Origin of the sequence: Janthinobacterium aestuarii (assembly GCF_046113285.1) — a bacterium.
In the GTDB taxonomy this organism is placed as follows: domain Bacteria; phylum Pseudomonadota; class Gammaproteobacteria; order Burkholderiales; family Burkholderiaceae_D; genus Janthinobacterium.
Genome location: NZ_CP142524.1, coordinates 5955902 through 5973267 on the forward strand (window position 1 = coordinate 5955902; position 17366 = coordinate 5973267).

The following is a 17366-nucleotide window of genomic DNA, read 5'->3' on the forward strand; positions in this document are numbered from 1 at the left end:
CGGCGCCTAGCGGCCCGCCTTGTGCATGAGTATGGTGAGCAGCAATAAACTGTCTTCGCGCGCTTCCAGCGCGTGCGCCTGGCCGCCGAGCAGGTACAGCATCTGCCCCGGCCCCAGCAGGTGCTCGCCGCCATGCGCCGTCACCGCCACCTGCCCTTGCAGGCACAGCAAGGTGATTTCACCGAGCACATGATGCTCGGGCATGGTCTTGCCCTTGGGCATGCACATGCGGATCAATTCCAGTTCATCCGTCCTGGCCAGCGCGATGGCGGAAAACTGCGACAGGTCGTCGCCATCCCGGCGCAGCACCTCGATCACCTGTCCTGAACTTGCGTGCTCCAGTGCCATCATGTGCTCCTTCGGCAATTACTCGGTGACTTCCTCCGGCTCTTTCGCGCCGCGCATCCACTCGACCAGCGGCCACGCATCCTTCAAGCCTTCCGCCAGGGTCGGCAGCAGTTTCTCGGGTGCGTTCACGGGCAGCGGCACTTCAGTCCAGACAAAAAAGCTTTTCAGCTTGATGAATTCGATATGTTCGGCGTCCGCCTCGAAGCCCTTGGGCGGGCGCTGCAGCTTGCCCTCGTTCTGGATGGTGCCGAAACGGGCCTTCAAGCGCTTATTTTTCAGCACTTTGGAAAAACCTGGCGCGTCGTTGACCATGTGTTCGCGCAGCGCCTTCAGGCGGCCCGGCGGCGGCATGTATTCGCCGGCGCCGAACAGCAGGTTGCCCTGGCCATCGATCTGCAGATAATACGTGGGACCGCCCGCCTTGCTGGGACGGCGCATGTCGTTCGGCGCGATGGCGGCCGAAAAACGCGTTTTATAGGGACTCTTGTCGTGCGCGAAACGTACGTCGCGGTTGATGCGGAACAAGGCCTTCTTCGGATTGCAGTATTTCACGGCCGGATCGAACTTGCCCAGCTCGCCGATCAGCGACGTCACCAGCGCAAGGAATTCCTCGCGCAGGATGTCGTAGCGGGGCTTGTTCATGACAAACCAGGGACGGTTGTTGTTGTCGCTCAGTTCACGTAAAAATTGGGTCAAATCACGCACATGCATGTGTCAAATTCCGATCAGCAACTATTTGGAAAGCTCTTTCGGGATGGGGCGCTTGCCCACCATCACGTCGAGTGCCGCTTCGCGATTCTTGCGCAGCACCGTCATTTTAGCTTTTTCGCCGGGCGGCAGTTGGGCGATCAGGTTGAGCATTTCCGTCGTGTCGCCGACGGGCTTGCCTTGCACCGTCAGCAGGATATCGCCGGGCACGATGCCCGCCTTGTCGGCCGGGCCGTTGCGCACCACGCCGGCGATGATGGCGCCGCTGGTGCGCTGCAGGTTGAAGCTTTGCGCCAGCTCGGGCGTGATGTCCTGCGTTTCCACGCCGATCCAGCCGCGCACCACGTGACCATCCTTGATGATGGCTTCCATCACCGTCTTGGCCGTCGAGACGGGAATGGCGAAGCCGATGCCGACGGAGCCGCCGCTTTGCGAGTAAATCGCCGTATTGATGCCGATCAAGTTGCCGCGCGTATCGACCAGGGCCCCGCCCGAGTTGCCGAAGTTAATCGCCGCATCCGTCTGGATGAAGTTTTCAAAGCTGTTGATGTGCAGGTTGTTGCGGCCCAGGGCGGAGATGATGCCCATGGTCACCGTCTGGCCCACGCCGAACGGGTTGCCGATGGCCAGCACCACGTCGCCCACGCGCGCCAGTTCCGACTGGCCCAGCACGATGACGGGCAGCTTGTCGAGGTTGATCTTGATCACGGCCAGGTCCGTTTCCGGGTCCAGGCCCACCACCTTGGCGGGCGCCTTGCGGCCATCCGTGAGCACCACTTCGATTTCGTCGGCGCCTTCGACCACGTGGTTGTTGGTCAGCACATAGCCCTCATGGCTGACGATGACGCCCGAGCCGAGGCTGTTTTTCAAGTCCTCGTCATCCTCGCCGTCCGGGTCGCGGTCGCCGAAGAAACGTTTAAAGAAGGGATCGCGCGCCAGCGGATGGGCGCCGCGCTTGGGCACTTGCAGGGTGAGGATGTTGACGACGGCGGGCATGGCGCGCGCCGCCGCGTCGCGGTAGGAACCGGGCGCCAGGCTGCTCGACGCCGTTTCCACCACGGGCACCGGCTTGGCGGGAGAGCCCAGCTGCTGTACCCGGCTGGCCGGGCGCAGCGCGCCGTACACAAAGTACAGCGCCAACGCGATCGTCACGGTTTGCGCAAACAATAACCAGAATCGTCGCATACAGTTCTCTGCCCAGGTCAGCCGGCCGGTGCCGGAACGACTTATTTTGCCAGATTGTTGCTGTTGCGTGCGTTCTGCTGCAGGGAGTCGCGGATTTCACGCAGCAGCACGATGTCTTCCGGCGTGGCCGGTGCCGGGGCTGGCGCGACCGGTTCGCTGCGGCGGGCCTTGTTCATCAGGCGCACCATCTGGAAGATGATAAAAGCCAGAATGATGAAGTTGAGCAAAATGGTGAGGAAGTTACCGTAGGCCAGCACGGCGCCCGCTTTTTTCGCTTCCACCAGGGTCATCGTCGTCGCCTGTCCATTCAGGGGCAGATAGTAATTGGCGAAATCGAGGCCGCCGAAAATGCGGCCGATGGGCGGCATGATCACATCTTGCACCAAGGAATCGACAATCTTGCCGAAGGCGCCGCCGATAATGACACCAACCGCCAGATCGACGACGTTGCCTTTCATTGCAAATTCTTTAAATTCCTTCATCATTGCCATGAATTTCTCCTTCGGATATGTATAAAAAACATGCCGATCATACTATTGATTCCCAGTGCCACCAACTTGTGGTTGCCGGCAGGACCAATTCGTGCACAGCCGAGCGCATCTAGTTCGAAAGAACTAGCCACCTCCTGCAAAAGTATATAAATTATGGTACAAGCAACGTTTTTGTTTTATTCGTTGTTTGCTTCACTTATAATTTGCGGTTGCCAGAAGTGGCTTTTTCACTTCCGGATAATCAACAAGAAACTGGCACGGGCTGCGCCATAGTCCGAAGTTCCGCAGGGATGTTGCCACTTTACCGTACAAAGATGCGGGTTGCGGCAATCAGTGGGATAGAGCTTCGGCGACGGGTTTTTCGCGGCTGCCACTCATAATAAAGATTCGCATTTTGACTGATTGGGGTTTGCATGAGTAACGAAAAGCAGGTCGATTCAGGCCGTCGCGGCTTGCTCGTCGCCACGTGCGCGGCGGGCAGTGTAGTTGGATTGGCAACCGCGGGAGCCTTGGTAAGCACCTTCCAGCCGTCGGAGCGCGCGAAAGCGGCTGGCGCGCCGGTCGAAGTAGACATCACCACCTTGCAACCCGGCGAAATGCGCACCGTCGAATGGCGCGGCAAGCCGGTCTGGATCCTCAAGCGCACGCCGGAAATGGTCGCGTCGCTGAAAAAGACCGACGGCAAAGTCGCCGACGCCAATTCCCAGCGCAACCCCGCCGAATTCACGCCGTCGTATTGCATGAACGAATGGCGCTCGATCAAGCCTGAAATTCTCGTCGCCGTCGGCATCTGCACCCATCTGGGCTGCTCCCCTTCCTCGAAATTTGCCCCCGGCCCGCAACCATCGCTGCCCGATGACTGGGAAGGCGGCTTCCTGTGCCCTTGCCACGGCTCCACCTTCGACATGGCAGGCCGCGTGTTCAAGAACAAGCCGGCGCCGGACAACCTGCAAGTGCCGCGCCATATGTACCTGAGCGACACCAAATTGCTGATAGGTAAAGACGAGAAAGGCGAGGCTTGATCATGGCTGCTTTCAAAGAAACGAAATTTCCGGCAGACGCTCCCGCCGCCGAAAAAGCGCTGGGCTGGGTCGATGACCGCTTTCCCCTGACCAAGCTGTGGAATGACCAATGGGGCAAGTACTACGCCCCGAAAAACTTCAATTTCTGGTACATCTTCGGCTCGCTGGCCATGCTGGTGCTGGTCTTGCAGATCGTCACCGGCATCTTCCTGACCATGCACTACAAACCGGATGCGGCCCTGGCCTTCAATTCCGTCGAGTACATCATGCGCGAAGTGCCGTGGGGCTGGCTGGTGCGCTACATGCACTCGACGGGCGCCTCGGCCTTCTTCATCATCGTCTACCTGCACATGACGCGCGGCCTGCTGTACGGTTCGTACCGCAAGCCACGTGAACTGATCTGGCTGTTCGGTTTCGCCATCTTCCTGTGCCTGATGGCCGAAGCGTTCTTCGGCTACCTGCTGCCATGGGGACAGATGTCGTACTGGGGCGCACAAGTGATCGTCAACCTGTTCGGCGCCATCCCGTTCATCGGCCCTGACCTGTCGTTGTGGATCCGCGGCGACTACGTGGTGTCCGACGCCACCCTGAACCGCTTCTTCGCCTTCCACGTGATCGCCATCCCGCTGGTACTGCTGGGCTTGGTTGCAGCGCACTTGATCGCCCTGCATGAAGTCGGCTCGAGCAATCCGGACGGCATCGAAGTGAAGGAAAACCTGGGCGCCGATGGCCACCCCGTCGATTCGATCCCTTCGCATCCTTACTACACCGTGCACGACCTGTTCGGCGTCTCGATCTTCCTCGTCATTTTCAGCGCCGTCGTCTTCTTCGCGCCGGAAATGGGCGGTTACTTCCTGGAATACAACAACTTCCTGCCGGGCGACTCGCTGAAAACCCCGCTGCACATCGCGCCAACCTGGTACTTCACGCCGTTCTACTCGGTGCTGCGCGCCACCACGGCCGACTTCATGTACGTGCTGATGGGTGCCGTGGCCGCCTACGTGGTGTTCATCTGGCTCAAGTCGCGCCTGTCGACGACGGTCAAGTCCATCATCGCCGGCATCGCCATCGTCGCCATCATCGGCATGCTGCCGCAGGTGCTCGATGCGAAATTCTGGGGCGTGGTGTTCTTCGGCGGTTCCGTCGTGATCCTGGCGTTCCTGCCATGGCTCGACCATTCGCCCGTGAAATCGATCCGCTACCGTCCGACCTGGCACAAATATGTGTACGCCATCTTCGGCCTGTCGTTCCTGATCCTCGGCTACCTCGGTACCCAGCCGCCAACGGACTTCAGAACCATCGTGTCGCAAGTGTGCACCCTGATTTACTTCAGCTTCTTCCTGCTGATGCCATGGTGGAGTGCCATGGGCAAGTTCAAGACCGTGCCGTCGCGTGTGACGTTTCACCCGCACTAAGCCGCTCTCACGCCACGCTCAAAGGACATACATCATATGAAGATTGCAAAAAAACTGCTCGCCATCCTGGCACTCGTGCCCGCCATGGCTCTCGCCAGCGAAGGCGGCTTTCCGCTGGACAAGGCGCCTGACCGCCAGACCAACATGGCAGCGCTGCAACATGGCGCCAAATTGTTCGTCAATTATTGCTTGAATTGCCACGCCGCCGTGTCGATGCGCTACAACCGCCTGCGCGACCTGGGCTTGACGGAAGACCAGATCAAGCAGAATCTGTTGTTCTCCGGCGATAAAGTCGGCGACTTGATGACGACCAGCCTGGCACCGCAGGACGCCAAGGCCTTCTTTGGCGTCGTACCGCCGGATTTGTCGGTAATTTCGCGCGCGAAATCATCTTCCGCTGGCACAGGCGGCGACTACCTGTATACTTACCTGCGTACGTTCTATAAAGACGACACTCGTCCGACCGGCTGGAACAATATGGTCGTGCCGAATGTTGCCATGCCGCATGTATTATGGGAATTGCAAGGTGTCCAGACTGCCAAGTTCGTGGAAGAGAACGATCCGCACGAAGCTGGCAAGAAGATCCACAAATTTACCGGCTTCGAGCAGGTCAAGCCAGGTACGTTGAACAAGATCGAGTACGACAATGCGGTAGCCGACCTGGTCGGCTACATGGAGTGGATGGCCGAACCGGCACAGCAGACACGCAAGCGCCTGGGCGTTTGGGTACTGCTGTTCCTGTCGGTCTTTGCTCTGCTGGCATGGCGCCTTAACGCGTCGTTCTGGAAGGAAGTCAAATAAGTGAGGCGCCGGCCATAGGCCGGTTTATGCCTGTTTCTGCGTTGTCCGCATGAGTGGACAAGCGACCTGGGGTGAGCCGTTCGCGGCTTCACCCCCTTTGTTTCTAAGGAACTATAAAAAATGATGGTTCTCTATTCGGGTACAACCTGCCCATTTTCGCAACGCTGCCGCCTGGTCCTGTTTGAAAAAGGCATGGACTTCGAAGTGCGCGACGTCGACCTGTTCAACAAACCGGAAGACATTTCGACCATGAACCCGTATGGCCAGGTGCCCATCCTGGTCGAGCGCGAACTGATCCTGTATGAATCGAACATCATCAACGAGTACATCGATGAGCGCTTCCCGCATCCGCAACTGATGCCGGCCGATCCGCTGATGCGTGCCCGCGCGCGCCTGATGCTGTTCAATTTCGAGAAAGAACTGTTCGTGCACGTGCACGTGCTGGAAAGCGAACGCGCCAAGAGCAACGACAAGGCCCACGACAAGGCACGCGCGGAAATCCGCGACCGCCTGACGACCCTGGCGCCGCTGTTCCTGAAAAACAAGTACATGCTGGGCGACGAATTCTCGATGCTCGACGTGGCTGTCGCGCCGCTGCTGTGGCGCCTGGACCACTACGGCATCGAACTGTCGAAGACGGCTGCACCGCTGATGAAATACGCCGAACGCATCTTCTCGCGTCCTGCCTACATCGAAGCGCTGACGCCATCCGAAAAAGTCATGCGCCGCTAAAAGATATCCCCATAAAGCTGCTGCGCAGCCCGCTCTCGACTCGGCGTTACCCGCCGTACTGAAGTACGGCTGCGTTACTCAAGCCGATATCGGGCTTGCTCGCGACGCTTTCTGGGGCATCTTGGGCCACGTGTTAAAGTTGTTTTTTGCGCTGTCCCAGTCTTTTGAACTACCGGTGCGCCCGCCTCATGCTGACGGGGGCGCTCCCGCCTCACAGTGCCTATCATGTCTGAAATCTCAACCAAACCTTATATGCTGCGCGCCATCTACGAATGGTGCACCGACAGCGGCTACACGCCTTATCTCGCGGTCAAAGTCGATTCGCGCACCACGGTACCGATGGAATACGTGAAAAAGGGCGAAATCGTGCTCAACATCAGCTTCGGCGCCACCAGCGGCCTGAAGATGGACAACGACGCCATCCGCTTCCACGCCCGCTTTGGCGGCGTCTCGCGCGAAATCTACGTGCCGGTCGACAACGTGATGGCCATCTACGCCAACGAAAACGGCCAGGGCATGGCCTTCGAGCCCGTGCTGGGCAACGATGACCCCGACGCGCAACCGACGGACAGCCCCGCTTCCGCCGACGTCCCGCCGCCCGTGCTCGCCCCCGCCGCCAGCGGCCCGACCCTGTCGTCCGTGCCGGCCAGCTCCCCCGAACAACGCGACAACGCCACGCCCGGCGACGACGAGCCGCCAAAAAAAGGCGGCCGCCCGACCCTGACACGCATTAAATAGCGTATAATTCGCAACGCGCAGTTTTTGCCGACTTAGCTCATTTGGTAGAGCAGTTGATTTGTAATCATCAGGTGGCCAGTTCGAAACCGGCAGTCGGCACCAAGAATATCAAGGGCTTACAGAAATGTAAGCCCTTTTCTTTTGGATCAGTAGCAAGCAAGTGACAACGCCAACTTATAGTTGCGCCTCTCTTGATTACAAGCAATCACACCTCACGTACTACTTTCCAGCGTGGCTTCTTGTCGACGTTCCCGGCAAAGACAGGCATCAATCAGTGTGGTTTCCAGGCTGGTGCACGGTGGAACCCTTTTTGCCGCATGACGACATGCAGAAGCACGTTGACCGACCTCCCCGTCTAGCGGCAAAGCCATCCAGCCGATGCGCTGGCGCTTATCGATTTCGTTTGACAATTATCAAAACTACTGTACATTTATACAGCTAAACTGATCTCATCCACTTTCCGCACATGTTGCATGAGCCAGAGCATCATGCACGGCAATATGTTGACAGCGATGTACTTTGTGCGTAGATTGATCTCGAATAGCTATCCAAATTGCTCAAAATTGATGCGATGGAGGCTCAAAATTATGCAAAACTTATATTCCGAAAAGAAAGCCGCGCAGGTTGCCGCTTACTTCCTATTTCAAGCCCAAGGCCGCCTTCCTGTACTTAAGCTGATGAAGTTGCTTTATCTAGCAGAGCGGCGCTCATATGAGATGTACGGCGATCCGATCATTGGCGACAAGCTTGTTTCTATGGATCACGGACCTGTTCTGTCTCAAACACTGAATCGCATTAACGGAATGTCCTCATCTGAAGATAATGGGTGGGATGCGTGGATCGCGGATCGTGAGGATCATGCTGTGGCTTTGCGTGACGGAAGTCGGATTCGCTCGCCAGAGCAAGACCTTCTGGAATTATCTGAAGCCGAGTTTGAAGTTCTCGCAGAAACTTGGAAAGATTTTGGTCACTTGAGCAAATATCAGATTCGCGACCTCACTCACAAAATTTGCCCTGAGTGGGAAGATCCTGAAGGCTCATCAGTACCCATCACGTTAGAAAAATTGTTCGAAGTACTTAAATTTAATAATGAACAGACACGGTTACTGAAAAAACAATTACGCGAGCAGCAGGCGATCAACGCCGCTTTTACATCGGCGGCATGATGCCCGGCTGGTTACCGCGAGCCAAGGAAACACTCCTCATACCATCTGGTCCTGGTGGTATGTTTCATTTATTTATAGTACTAAATGACCCAGCGCCCATCGATGGCTATCCTGACAATATGTGCGCGCTGGTATGCGTTTGTTCGACCTATCCGAACGTCCCGTTCGATGCAACTTGTGAGCTTCAGGTCGGAAGCCATCCTTTCGTAGAGCATCACAGTCACATCGCCTACAAGCATACTCGACTGGAGCCTGCGGCAACATTGTCGCAATTGGTGGAGAGCGGGGTGTTTCGTGTGCACCGTCCTTGCGGAGACCCGCCTTTTTCAGAGATCAAAGCCGGGCTGAATGCATCGAAGTTCACGAAGGGTGCCTTCAAACGACTACCCATTTAGTTGTGTAGCTAACCTTTTTCTTCCCAGGCGCCTGCAGGATGCTCCTGGTGCCATTGACGCTCATCGCGACCCGAAGTGAGCGCATAGCGTGGGACGCAACGCGGACTATCTCCACCCACACGCCGACAAGACCAACTGAAGTCCCGGTTTTAACCGACAGCAATGTTGCCAACATGATGGCAGCCTTCGCCAGATTCGCAATCGCCTTGCTGCACCGCGCAATGACTATCAGCACATTTAGGCGCAAGATGAGCACGTGCCTGCGCAATGCAGGCTCCCGATGTCTGGCTTGCCTACCTGGGGAAATATCATGTCCGCACACACTTACAAGCTGATCGAACTGGTCGGCACGTCGACCGAGAGCAGCGATCAGGCGATACGCGATGCCATTGCCAAGGCGGCGCTGACGGTCAAGCACATGGACTGGTATGAAGTGACGGAATCGCGCGGGCATATCGTCGATGGCAAGGTGGCGCACTTCCAGGTCACGCTGAAGGTCGGCTTCCGGCTCGAATAGCGTACTGCGGCGCATTCACCGCCGCCCGGCTACTGCCCGGCTCTCCAGCCACTCCCGGCCGCCGGCCTCCAGCGCGGCCTCGATAACCTTTTCCGGCAAGCTGTAGACGGTCGCCCAGCTGGCGCGGCCGTCCTGCGTATTCGCGGGGAAGCTGTGCGTTTCAATCGGCCAGTGGTATTTGCGTTTCAGCGCTTTCACGATGGCGGCCAGCGAGACGCGGCCTTGCAGCGGTTCGGCGCCGGACTGGTCGCGGTTCGACAGCAGCACGGCCAGGACCTGGCCGCGGCCCGTGCGTGCGCCGGGGAAAGTGGGGGTTTTGTTTGCCATGGCCTATTTTACCGGGCAAGCCATGATGTGCCGCACCTTTGATCTGGCGCAAGCGCCGCAACGGCGTTGCGGCCACGATGAGCATTTCGCCAGGCGTGCCGGCGCCCCTCCGGCAGCCTGGGCTAGCGACAAGGGGCACAGGAGAACATCATGCACAGCCTGAACATCCACGCCATGCAATGGCAGCCCGTCGCCGATATTTCCGCCGTCGATCCGCTGCTGCCCGACGACCTGGCGTGTTTTCGCGAACTGCGCGACGTGCTGCAGCGCTATGGCGCGCTCGACCGCTTCGGCATTTCCCTGATCCACCGCCATTTCGACATCGCCGACGACGAGGAGCTGATGGAGTACACGGATGCGGCCGCCCGCACGTTGACGGTGAAGCCTGTCAAGAAAAGCGACATCGACTGGCAGCACACGACGATTACCAACTGGAAATTGACGGAAGGCGAGGAAGTGGCGCGCATCGGCTGCGGCTGCGCGCGCAATTCGGGTGGCCACCTGGGTTATCACCGGGGCACCTGAAAGCGGCGTCGGCCTTTCTTACACTTTGCTTCCACCGGCTCAGTCTGCTTTACGCAAGCACTTGATTCCATGTGCTTTTTTTGTGTGGCATACAAGCTGCTTATCACTGTCTACGAGATGAATTCAGACAAGTCATTCTGGACATTCTGGATTCTTTCTCCCCCGGATTTCCCGAGACTGACTACGATAAGAGGCTGCGATGAACGTCGATCACACACGAAACAAGACCCTGGGTTGGCTGGGCGCACTGGCGGCGGCAAGTCTGCTGGCCAGTGGTCAGGCGCAGGCAGGTGCGTACGGCCTGGCCGTCAACGAGTTGAACAATTTCCGTATCACCACCAGCGCTGGCGCGCTGTCGCTGGCTGGCGCCAACCGCAATGCCAGCGACAGCGCCTTTTTCCAGGGCGGCGTGGCCGTCAATCCGCGCGCCGTCAATACGGGTCCGGCTGCCAACGCCGACGTGCTGCAAGTGTGCTCCGGCACCGGCTGCAGCGCCTCGCCGCAAAACCACTACGCGCCCACCGCTGCACTGGAGTTCGCGCGCGGCGATGCGCATTCCTTCGGCAATATGCTCACTGCCGCCGGCTCCACCGTCAGCGCCGTGTCAGAAGCGCAGCGCAACACGGTGGGGGCGGCGTCCTCCACGGCCGGCGACACGCTGACCGGCTCCGTCAACCTGACCCTGTCGAGCGCCGGCTTCATCACCTTCAGCTTCATGGGCCGACGCGACCTGCGCACCAGCGTGACGACCATGGGCGACAAGTCGAACGTGTCGATCATGGATATCTTCAATATCTCGTGCAATGCCGCCAGTCCCGTCGGCTGCCTGTCGCATGCGAATGCCGACGGCGTGATCTTCCAGTTCGCGCCTGATGGCGATGCCAGCAATGGCAGCGACATCAACGGCAACCATACGGTCGGCAGCCTGGACCCGTTCAGCCTGAACATGACGGCCGGCACCAACGACCCGGCCACCGGGCGCGCCTTCACGAATGGCTTCGCGATGTTTTCCCTGACCTCGAATTTCGCCCTGCCCGCCGGCAGCTACACCTTGAATTTTTCCAAGTCCACGCGCACCGACATCGTCGTCATCGATCCCTTGCAAGTGCCGGAGCCAGGCACCCTGTTCCTGCTGGGGACGGGATTGGCCGCCCTCGCCTTTACGCGCCGCCGCCAGGCTAAATAAGCACTGGCACGCTCAAAAGCACGCGGCGCCCGCAAAAGGCGCCGCGTTTTTTTATGCCAGCCGATGCGTGTTAACCGAGCCGTGCCAGCGCCTGGCGCGCCAGCTGCAATTGCTGCAGATAATAGCGGTGCAGCATGGCGGGGTCGCTCAAGTCGCGCCCCAGTACCAGACGCAGCTCGCTGGCGGGGCAATCGGCGGCCTGGGTCTGCACCTGGGTCTGCACCTGCGTACCCAACTGGCGGGCCAGCTGGCGCGCCGCCTGTTCCTGCGCGGGCCGGTACTCGACGCGCGTGCGCGCCACCTGGAAGCTGGCTTCATTGGCCAGGCGCACCACCTGCACGGGCGCACCGGCCAGACTGCGCGCCAGCGCGGCGGCCAGGCCCGGCACGCCGTTGCCGTTGACAATTTCCAGGCGCGGACGCGGCGTGCCAGCCACAGGCGCAGCCGGCACCAATGGGCTAACGGTCAGGCTGCGCACCGCCGCCGGCACGCGTCTCAGGCGGGCCATGCCATCGCTCTGCGTGATCTCCACGCGCGCCATGGCGGGCGCATCGGGCACCGGCGCGGGCACGCCCTGCGGCGGCGCCTCGCCGCGCAACAAGGCCAGATCGCGCCGCACATCGTGTTCCTGCAAGCTGGCCGCCTGGCGCCGCATGACGGCGGCGCGCTCGTGCTGTCCCAGCCGTTCCAGTACCTGCGCCAGGTGCTGCCAGGCCAGCGCATTGAGCGGATCGAGCAGGCATGCCTGTTCCAGCACGGGCAAGGCTTGCGCGTCGCGTCCGCTTAAATAATAGGCGTGGCCGAGATTGCTGAACAGATAGGCCTGCTGCGGCTGCCGTGTACCCGCCTCCTGCGTCAAGGCCAGCCAATGGGCGATCGCCGCGTCATGCTCGCCCCGCTGCGCGTGCAGCACGGCCAGTCCGTTGCGCGCGTTCACGTGGCGCGGCGCATGGCGCAGGGCTTGCTCATAAGCCGCTTGCGCCGCGGGCAGGTCGCCCCGCTCGACATGCTGGCGCCCCGCCGCATAGGCGGCATCGGCGTCAGGCCACTGCGGCGCCGGTGCATGGGCCAGCTGCGTGGTACAGGCGGCCAGGCCCAGACAGGCGCAGGCGGCGGCCAGGCGGGATATCGTCAAGCGCATGGTGAGACTCCTTTCAGCGGCTGGCCATGGCCGGCACGAGCACGCGATAGACTTCGATCACGGCCGGCCCCATCAGCACCAGCATCAGGGTGGGAAAGACGCAAAAAATCAGCGGGAACAGCAGCTTTAACGCGATCTTCGCCGCCGCCTCCTCGGCCAGCAGGCTGCGCTTGCCGCGCAGGTTTTCCGAATGCACGCGCAGCGAATCGCCCATGCTGGTGCCGAAGCGTTCCGACTGGATCAGCATGGCGACCAGGGTATCGACGTCTTCCACGCCGCTGCGCAAGGCCAGGTTGCGCAGCGCCTTTTCCTTGGAAAAACCGGCGCGCATTTCCATCAGCACCAGTTGCAATTCCTGCGCCAGTACCACGCTTTTGATGTGGATCTCGCCCGACACCTTTACCAGCGCGCGCTCCAGGCTCAGGCCTGCTTCCACGCACACGGTCAGCAAGTCGAGCGCATCGGGGATGTTTTCGAAAATGTCGCGCTGGCGCCGCTTGGCCGTACTGGCCAGCACCAGGTTGGGCAGGTAATAGCCGATGGTGGCGCTGACGCACAGCAGCAACAGCAGCACGCTGCGCAGCTGCGCCGCCATGGCGCTGGCCGCATACAGGCCCAGCACGGTGGGAAACAGCAGGGCCAGCACGCTTTTCGCCGCAAAGTACAGGGCCGGCGCGCTCGCCTGGCGCCAGCCCGCGTTCATGAAACGCGTGCGCAGCGGCGAGCGCTCCCAGCCCTCTTCCGGCAGCGACAGCTTGCTGAACGGCTGCGCCACACGCACCACCCGCTCGACCCAGCCAGTATCGGCCACCGCCTCGCTGGCGGCCGACGCCGTGGCGCCGAACAGACGCTGGCGCAAGGTGCCGGGAAAGAAGATCAGCCACGCCAGCAGGGCCAGCGCCACCACCACGGCAAAGACGATCAACAAAAACAGCAGTTGTGCACCGGTCATGAAGTATTCCTCCTCTGATCGACTGAAAAAACGTTCAGGGCTAGGCGCGTCGCCGAAGACAGTACAGACGTACGGCGAGGCGACGCAACAACGCCATGGACTTTTTTTCAGGCGCGCCCTTCAAATACGGATGCGGATGACGTTGCGCATCCAGACGACGCCCAGCGCCACCATGCCAGCCGCGTACCACAACAGTTTGATGCCGCTGGGATCGGTCCACAGCAGGCGGATGTATTGCGGGTTGACCAGGGCCATGACACCGATCATCACCACCGGCATCAGGCCCAGCACCCAGGCCGACATGCGCCCCTCGGCCGACAGCACGCGCACCTGTCCCAGCAACTTCAAGCGGGCGCGGATGATGCGCGCGATGCTGACCAGCACCTCGGCCAGGTTGCCGCCCGATTCGCGCTGCACCAGCACGGCGATGACGAGGTAGCGCAAGTCCGTCAGCGGGATGCGCGCGGCCAGGTTTTGCAGCGCCTCGTTCATCGGCACGCCGTAATTGATCTCTTCGTGCGCCGTCTTGAATTCGCCGCTGATCGGCTCATTGAGTTCGTCTCCCACCATCTGCAGCACGTTCGAAAACGAGTGCCCGGCGCGCAGCGCGCGGGCCAGGAAATCGGCCGCTTCCGGCAGTTGCGCCTCGATCTTTTTCAGCCGCGCCGCGCGCGCGCGCAGCACGAACAAACACGGTGCGCTCACGGCGCAGGACAGCAGCAGCAAGGCGCCGGGCAAGGGCATGGACCAGGCCGCCAACAGCAGCAAGGCCGCCAGCAGCAAGGCGCCCGTGCCGCCCAGGAATTGCGCCACCGACCAGGACAAGCCCGATTGCAGCAGCAAATGGTCCAGCCGCGCCGCCTGCGGCATGCGCCGCAGCAGCCGCTCCAGGCCGGGCGAACGCGCATAGCGGCGCTGCTTGAGGATGGAGACGCGCTCGCCGCCCGCCTCGCCGCGCGCCGCCATCAGCCGCAGGCGCCGGTTGATGCGCCGCGCCGCGCTGCCATGCGTGCCCGACCACCACAGCCAGGCCCCTTCCACCATCAGAATGCAGGCGGCGAACAGCAGCACGGCAAAGCCGTAGAACACCAGGTCCATGATCCCTCCCCCTTACTCATAAATTCGGTCCGGGTCGAACACCGTGTCCGGCACCGGCGCGCCGAACATGCGCAAGCGCTCCGTAAAGCGGGGCCGCACGCCCGTGGCGCAAAAGTGGCCCTGCACCTTGCCGTCGGCATCGACGCCCGTCTGCTCGAAGCGGAAGATTTCATGCATGGCGATGATGTCGCCTTCCATCCCAGTCACTTCCTGCAGGCTGACCAGCTTGCGCGCGCCATCCGTAAGGCGCGACACTTGCATCACCACCGTCACGGCGGAACATATCTGCTGGCGCGTGGCGCGCGGCGTCAGGTTCACGTTGGCCATGCCGACCATGTTTTCCAGCCGCGCCAGCGCGTCGCGCGCCGTGTTCGAATGGATGGTCGCCAGCGACCCTTCATGGCCCGTGTTCATCGCCTGCAGCATGTCGAGCGCCTCGGCGCCGCGCACCTCGCCCAGGATAATGCGGTCGGGCCGCATGCGCAGCGCATTGCGCACCAGCGCGCGCTGGCTTACTTCCCCCTTGCCTTCGATATTCGGCGGGCGTGTTTCCAGCCGTACCACGTGCGGCTGGCGCAGCGCCAGTTCGGCCGCATCCTCGATGGTGACGATGCGCTCGCTGCCGGGAATGAAACCGGACAGCACGTTGAGCAGGGTCGTCTTGCCGCTGCCCGTGCCGCCCGAGATCAGGATATTGATCTTCGCCTGGCCCAGCGCCTGCAGCACCTGCACCATGGGCGGCGTCAGGCTTTTGTAGTCGAGCAGGTTGGCGATGCTCAAAGGCTGCACGGCAAAGCGCCGGATGGACAGGATCGGGCCATCGACGGCCAGCGGCGGAATGATGGCATTCACGCGCGAGCCGTCCGGCAGGCGCGCGTCGACCATCGGGCTCGATTCATCGACGCGCCGTCCCACGCGCGAGACGATCTTTTCGATGATCTTCATCAGGTGCGCATTGTCGTGGAAGGTCACGTCCGTCAGCTGCAGCCGCCCGCCCCGCTCCACATACACCTTGTCGCAGGTATTGACGAGGATGTCGGACACGCTGGCATCGGCCAGCAGGGGTTCGAGCGGACCAAAGCCCAGCATCTCGTGCTGGATGTCGAGCACCAGGCTGTGGCGCTCGTGCTGGTTGAGGGCGATGCGCTCTTCCTCGATCACGCGCTGCACCAGCAGCGCCAGCTCATGCTTGAACTGCTCGGCCGTCAGGCGTTTCAGCCGTTCCAAGTCGATACGGTCGAGTATCGTCTGGTGCATGGTTTTTTTCAGTTCCTGGTAGGCGTGCAGCGCCAGCGCGCCTTGTCCATTGCTGGCGGGGCGCACCGTTTCATTTGCCGCCAGACGTTCGCGTAAAGTCATCTCGGCTCCCATGATGGCTCCCGGCGGGAGCCTTGACATATGTTTCTGTCCTAAACCTCGCTGCGGCTGAACAGGCGGTCGAACAGGCCGCGGCTTTCCGTCACGCGGCGCGCCGTCACCAGCTCCACCAGCTCGGCCAGGCTGCGCGCCACGGCGCTGGTGCGCGACAGCTGCAGCAGCGGGATGCCCTGGTTGACGGAATCGGTGGCGGCGATGTAATCGTTGGGCACCGTGTGCACCACTTCCGCGCCCAGCGCCTGCTCCAGGTCCGCCAGGCGCAGGCGCCCGCCCTTCTCATAACGGTTGACGATCAGGCGCAGGCGCTCGCCCGGATAGCCGAGCGAACGGAAAATGTCGAGCAGGCGCCGCCCGTCGCGGATGTCGGGCAAGGCCAGCTGCAGCACCGGATAGATGGCGTCGGCGTTGTCGAGCGCACGCAACGACAGCGCATCGATCTGGCGTCCCACGTCGAGCACGATGTAGTCGTAGTGCTGGCGCGCCACGGCCAGGATGCGGTCCATGTGCTCGGGCTGCATGTCGACCTTGTGCGCGGGGTCGTCGGCCGCCGCCAGCACGCCGAAGTTCGGCGTCACGTGCACCAGGCACGAGGCGAGGAAGGCGCCGTCCATGCGCGCGATCTGGGCACAGATGTCGGACAGTGTCATCGCCGGCTTCTGGTCCGAGACATACAGGGTGGCGTCGCCGAACTGGCCATGCAGGTCGATCAGCAGCACCTTGCAGCCGGCCAGGCTGGCCAGCGCGTAGGAAAAATTCGTCGATAGAAAGGTGGCGCCGCTGCCGCCCTTGCACGAGATGAAGGCGAGGACTTTACCGTCGCGCATCTGCGTCACGCCGGCCTGGATATCGACCCGGTCCATCGCCTCGTGGAAGGCCTTGTGCACCAGCGGCAGCTGCAGCACTTCGCGCATGCCGGCGCGCATGGCGCGGATCAGCACATCCTGCTGCTGTCCGCGCGTGAGCAGCATCAGCACGGCCAGCGGATACTGGCGCGCCAGGCGCTCGAGCAGGTCGGCTTCATCGGCATCGATACCGCTGGCGTCGACGATCACCAGTTCCGGTGCTTCCGGCAGCATGCGCTCGACGGCGTCGCGCAGGCCGCTGCGCCGTTCCAGCAGCCGCAGCACGGGCATGCGGGCCGCCCCCTGCGCGGCAATTTCATCGTGCAAGCTGGCGTCGCGGCTAATCATCAGGGCTTTCATCGCACTTCCTCGCTTCTTTCAGGTCTACACAGTCGGCTGC

General features: G+C 61.2%; 19 protein-coding genes and 1 tRNA gene. 10 read left to right on the forward strand and 10 right to left on the reverse strand.

Going from position 1 to position 17366, the window contains the following annotated elements:
- Window positions 1-6 precede the first annotated feature (6 nt).
- The 4 genes from OX462_RS26810 to mscL are packed head-to-tail and all read right to left on the reverse strand — an operon-like array spanning window position 7 to window position 2732.
- Window positions 7-351 (reverse strand): cupin domain-containing protein, encoded by a 345-nt coding sequence (locus tag OX462_RS26810; RefSeq protein WP_227742087.1) that lies wholly within the window; start codon window positions 349-351, stop codon window positions 7-9.
- Between the two features lie 15 nt (window positions 352-366).
- Window positions 367-1059, reverse strand: a complete 693-nt coding sequence (locus tag OX462_RS26815) for a DUF2461 domain-containing protein (RefSeq protein ID WP_070223756.1) — start codon at window positions 1057-1059, stop codon at window positions 367-369.
- Between the two features lie 21 nt (window positions 1060-1080).
- The gene (locus tag OX462_RS26820; RefSeq protein WP_071650259.1) at window positions 1081-2241 is read right to left on the reverse strand and encodes a Do family serine endopeptidase; all 1161 of its coding nucleotides are present in this window, start codon (window positions 2239-2241) and stop codon (window positions 1081-1083) included.
- A gap of 41 nt (window positions 2242-2282) precedes the next feature.
- Window positions 2283-2732 (reverse strand): large conductance mechanosensitive channel protein MscL, encoded by a 450-nt coding sequence (gene mscL, locus OX462_RS26825; protein ID WP_070223752.1) that lies wholly within the window; start codon window positions 2730-2732, stop codon window positions 2283-2285.
- Between the two features lie 413 nt (window positions 2733-3145).
- Between mscL and petA the strand changes: the two genes are divergently transcribed.
- From petA to OX462_RS26865, 8 genes are all read left to right on the forward strand, one after another.
- A complete protein-coding gene (gene petA / locus OX462_RS26830; protein WP_070313043.1) occupies window positions 3146-3754 on the forward strand; it encodes a ubiquinol-cytochrome c reductase iron-sulfur subunit in 609 nt (202 codons plus the stop codon).
- Window positions 3755-3756: 2 nt separating this feature from the next.
- Complete coding sequence (locus OX462_RS26835) at window positions 3757-5169, forward strand: cytochrome b (RefSeq protein WP_121671266.1); 1413 nt, start codon at window positions 3757-3759, stop codon at window positions 5167-5169.
- A 36-nt stretch (window positions 5170-5205) separates the two neighbouring features.
- Window positions 5206-5970: a cytochrome c1 gene (locus OX462_RS26840; RefSeq protein ID WP_070223750.1), complete on the forward strand. Its 765-nt coding sequence runs from the start codon at window positions 5206-5208 to the stop codon at window positions 5968-5970.
- A 120-nt stretch (window positions 5971-6090) separates the two neighbouring features.
- Window positions 6091-6702, forward strand: coding sequence for a glutathione S-transferase N-terminal domain-containing protein (locus tag OX462_RS26845; protein WP_010394154.1), 612 nt, complete (start codon window positions 6091-6093; stop codon window positions 6700-6702).
- 225 nt (window positions 6703-6927) lie between these two features.
- Window positions 6928-7440, forward strand: a complete 513-nt coding sequence (locus OX462_RS26850) for a ClpXP protease specificity-enhancing factor (RefSeq protein ID WP_070223748.1) — start codon at window positions 6928-6930, stop codon at window positions 7438-7440.
- Between the two features lie 26 nt (window positions 7441-7466).
- Window positions 7467-7542 (forward strand) — tRNA-Thr (locus OX462_RS26855).
- 371 nt (window positions 7543-7913) lie between these two features.
- Entirely contained in the window at window positions 7914-8606 is a 693-nt protein-coding gene (locus OX462_RS26860; RefSeq protein ID WP_205602314.1) for a Panacea domain-containing protein, read from the forward strand.
- A 705-nt stretch (window positions 8607-9311) separates the two neighbouring features.
- Complete coding sequence (locus tag OX462_RS26865; protein ID WP_034753599.1) at window positions 9312-9518, forward strand: dodecin; 207 nt, start codon at window positions 9312-9314, stop codon at window positions 9516-9518.
- A gap of 15 nt (window positions 9519-9533) precedes the next feature.
- Here the strand turns inward: OX462_RS26865 and OX462_RS26870 are convergent, their stop codons facing one another.
- On the reverse strand, window positions 9534-9845 hold the full coding sequence (locus tag OX462_RS26870; protein ID WP_070289468.1) for a hypothetical protein: 312 nt from the start codon (window positions 9843-9845) through the stop codon (window positions 9534-9536).
- A 150-nt stretch (window positions 9846-9995) separates the two neighbouring features.
- Here OX462_RS26870 and OX462_RS26875 point away from each other — a divergent pair, with 150 nt between their 5' ends.
- The gene (locus OX462_RS26875) at window positions 9996-10370 is read left to right on the forward strand and encodes a hypothetical protein (RefSeq protein ID WP_070289467.1); all 375 of its coding nucleotides are present in this window, start codon (window positions 9996-9998) and stop codon (window positions 10368-10370) included.
- Between the two features lie 199 nt (window positions 10371-10569).
- Window positions 10570-11556 carry an EDSAP-1 family PEP-CTERM protein gene (locus tag OX462_RS26880; protein ID WP_070289466.1) on the forward strand — a complete coding sequence of 329 codons (987 nt, stop codon included), beginning with the start codon at window positions 10570-10572 and terminating at the stop codon, window positions 11554-11556.
- Window positions 11557-11626: 70 nt separating this feature from the next.
- Here the strand turns inward: OX462_RS26880 and OX462_RS26885 are convergent, their stop codons facing one another.
- The 5 genes from OX462_RS26885 to OX462_RS26905 form a co-directional block, all read right to left on the reverse strand.
- Window positions 11627-12697, reverse strand: a complete 1071-nt coding sequence (locus OX462_RS26885; protein ID WP_070219075.1) for a LytR C-terminal domain-containing protein — start codon at window positions 12695-12697, stop codon at window positions 11627-11629.
- A gap of 13 nt (window positions 12698-12710) precedes the next feature.
- Complete coding sequence (locus tag OX462_RS26890) at window positions 12711-13649, reverse strand: type II secretion system F family protein (protein WP_070289464.1); 939 nt, start codon at window positions 13647-13649, stop codon at window positions 12711-12713.
- A 120-nt stretch (window positions 13650-13769) separates the two neighbouring features.
- Window positions 13770-14747, reverse strand: coding sequence for a type II secretion system F family protein (locus tag OX462_RS26895; protein ID WP_070289463.1), 978 nt, complete (start codon window positions 14745-14747; stop codon window positions 13770-13772).
- A 12-nt stretch (window positions 14748-14759) separates the two neighbouring features.
- Window positions 14760-16106: a TadA family conjugal transfer-associated ATPase gene (locus tag OX462_RS26900; RefSeq protein ID WP_409027405.1), complete on the reverse strand. Its 1347-nt coding sequence runs from the start codon at window positions 16104-16106 to the stop codon at window positions 14760-14762.
- 50 nt (window positions 16107-16156) lie between these two features.
- A complete protein-coding gene (locus OX462_RS26905) occupies window positions 16157-17326 on the reverse strand; it encodes a CpaE/TadZ family protein (RefSeq protein WP_070219071.1) in 1170 nt (389 codons plus the stop codon).
- Window positions 17327-17366: the final 40 nt, after the last annotated feature.